Annotated in this window: 3 protein-coding genes; 1 reads left to right on the top strand and 2 read right to left on the bottom strand. The window is 57.9% G+C overall.

Annotated elements, in window-relative coordinates; translation table 11 throughout:
- Positions 1-586: 586 nt before the first annotated feature.
- On the top strand, positions 587-1,672 hold the full coding sequence (locus tag AB4Y42_RS43665; protein WP_368697811.1) for a hypothetical protein: 1,086 nt from the start codon (positions 587-589) through the stop codon (positions 1,670-1,672).
- Positions 1,673-1,945: 273 nt separating this feature from the next.
- Here AB4Y42_RS43665 and AB4Y42_RS43660 read toward each other — a convergent pair whose 3' ends face one another.
- Together AB4Y42_RS43660 and AB4Y42_RS43655 are read right to left on the bottom strand one after the other, a co-directional pair.
- A complete protein-coding gene (locus AB4Y42_RS43660; protein WP_368697810.1) occupies positions 1,946-2,392 on the bottom strand; it encodes a MaoC family dehydratase in 447 nt (148 codons plus the stop codon).
- An 85-nt stretch (positions 2,393-2,477) separates the two neighbouring features.
- On the bottom strand, positions 2,478-2,922 hold a 445-nt coding region (locus AB4Y42_RS43655; protein ID WP_368697809.1), incomplete at its 5' end, for a LysR substrate-binding domain-containing protein.

The raw sequence follows: 2,922 nt of genomic DNA, 5'->3' as shown, positions 1-2,922 counted from the left end.
GAAAACGCGGTTGCCAAACCGGGCAAAAAACCGCATTCTTGAGCCCGTTCGAATCTGCGCTTTATCCCCGTTTCTGCTGGCTCCATTACGCCGCCCATCCCCGGCTCGATTACGCCGCCCCGTGACAATTCAGACAAGATCGATAGATCTGACAATGCTGTGGCGTCAGATGACGTCCGCGCGGAGCTGACATTTGAGCATCTGACTTCGGCGCTCACGGTTGTCGCTCAGCGCACTGCACTTTGCCTCGCAAGAACGGGCGCACAGGCTGGGCGACCGTCATGCCGAAATTTATTGTTGCTGGCCGGTCGCAATGAATTCTGCGAGCCAGGCAAAAAGGTCGCTTCGAGCAATCGACGGCGTACGTATGCGGAAATCGTAATGTACCTTGCACTAATTGGTAAATGCGGCTTACGGATCGATAACTGATTTTTTTCTATTTTTTTAGCTCCTTTGTGACACCTCTTGGTCACGATCGCCTGCTTCCATGTCTCCTGCGTCATTACAAAGCATTACAGCCGCTCGTCTTGGGGCCGGTCTGCCGTCCCCAACCATTCCGAAGATGCACGTCTCTCAGGAGCAGAACATGCACAACATTCGACCTTTTGCTGCCGCCCGCCGCATTATTCATTGCAGCACGCTTGCACTTGTCGTCCTGTCTTTTGCGTCTGGTGCGTCCGCGCAGACCTCGGCGAAGCCTGTGGTCACGCCGGGTTTTAGCCTGGCTGTGTTCGCAACTGGCTCCGGCGGCCTCATGAGCGCACCGGACTCACTGGCAGTGCTTGATGGCCACGTTTGGGTCGGCTACGCAAACAACGGTGCACCGGATGGCTCGAATGGTGCGATGAGCTTGATTGTCGAATACGCACAGGACGGCAGTGTCTTGAAGACGTATCAAGTCACGGGACACAATGATGGCCTGAAGGTCAATCCGTACACGCGCGAGATCTGGGCGATGCAGAACGAGGATGCGAATCCGAACCTCGTCATTGTCAATCCGGCGACAGGCCAGGCATCCAAGCCGTATTCCTTCGCCAAGACGCTCCACGGAGGCGGCTATGACGACATCGTGTTCAAGGACGGCCAGGCGTATTTCAGTGCGTCCAATCCCACCCTTAATGCTAGCGGCAAGAACATGGGACCCGCGATAGTCCGCGTTGTGCACCTCGATGCAAACAGTTACACGATCGACGTCACACCGGTACTGAGAGGCTCGCTTGACGCCAGCAACATTCCATTTGGTACGGTGTCGACCCTCAACCTGACCGATCCGGATTCAATGACGCTAACGCCTGCGGGCGATGTACTGCTCGACGATCAGGGAGATGGCCAGCTAGTCCTCTTGAACGCATCGGGCGGTGAACCGCGCGTGCAATTTCTGCCACTTCTTGGCAACGTGCAGGTTGACGACACGGTATTCGCCACGGCGCGACGCGGCTACCTGCTGGTGTCCGATACGAAGGCTAACGTGGTGTACAAGATAAGCGCCAATGTCTGGCAGCGCGACGCAGCGTTTTCGGCATCAACGGGGGTGGCCGCTACGAGTAGCACACCGGCGGTGCCGGCTTACGTTGGTCAACTTGATTTGCGTAGCGGGGCACTTCTGCCGCTGGTCGCCAATTTGGGCAGTCCGCACGGCATGGTCTTCGTGCCGACAGACGACCAGCAGTAAGAGCCACGCGTTGATTCCCGTATGACGTGGTCGCCGCAAGCAGTTCTGCGGCGATTACTTCGGCGCCGACGATATCCTGAGCGCTACAGCAGAAGGGGGCAGGCGGCCCGATGTACTGCCTGCGAAACGCATGTTGCTTTCAGGTGAGAGCGAATGGGTCATATTCGACCCGAAGTCTCATGGTAGCTGGTCAAGCGGACGGCCGGTTCCAGTGATTAAACGGTCATCGGCCCGGCGACAAGGACAGCCGAAGTCTGGTCGGGGAGCGCGTAGTCAACTGCGTCTGAAAGCGAGGAGGCTGGCAACAGATCGCTGGCACACTTCGCCATGCTGGTTCAACGTGTCGCTCTGCACCGTCACAATTCCTCGGTCATGCTTCGATCTGGATGGCGCAATCTCCACGATCGTGCTCACGACGTGCAGGATGTCGCCTGGCCGGGTTGGGCGTGGCCAACTGATCTCGCTTCCCGCACCGATCACTCCACCCGCCAACGGCAGGCTCTCTACCAGAAGCTTCATCGTGATGGCCGCTGTATGCCAGCCGCTAGCCGCAAGGCCTGCAAAGAAGGTCTCGCGCGCGGATTCCTCATCCAGATGGAAGGGCTGGGGATCGAACTGCTCTGCGAAAGCGAGTATCTGCTCGGCGTCGAGCCTGTGCTCCGAACTCGTGTATGTCGCGCCCTGCGTCAGGTCTTCCAGATAAATCGGCTCTGCTCTCACGTGACTTCTCCTTGCAAGTGGTTCCGGACGGTCCGCTCGTTGTTCGCTCGCGGCATCGTGTGCGTCAATGCTGGCGTCATCTGCGTTACATCGTCAGATCAGCGTCAGTAAGCACGGCCGCGGGTGGCACGTTATCGCCGTCATCGAGCGTTTGTGGAATGAAGTCTCTCAGAAAATCCACCCAGCTTCTGATCTTGGCATCCAGATACTCGCGAGACACATAAAGAGCGCGGATGTGTGTCTCATTCATCCGATGTGTAGGCAGTACACGTAGCAGCGTGCCGTTGCGCAGCCACGGCATCGCAGTCCATAGCGGGAGCGCGCCGATGCCCCGACCGTCGCGCAATGCGAGCGCCATGGCTTCCGCTACGTTGACCTGAAAGGGCGAAGGAGGAAGCTCAAAGTGCGTATTTCGGCGAAGCCGAACACGGATTTCGGTTGAAGTCGAACAGGGTTTCCGGAGGAAGGTGAACAGCCGTTTCGCTTGAAGTCGAACGGTTTCGGGGAATTCCGGAATCGGTGTTCGGCGC

The organism is Paraburkholderia sp. EG286B, from assembly GCF_040965655.1.
Lineage (GTDB): Bacteria > Pseudomonadota > Gammaproteobacteria > Burkholderiales > Burkholderiaceae > Paraburkholderia.
Note: the sequence above shows the minus strand (reverse complement) of the source record. Positions and strands in the feature narration are given on the sequence as shown.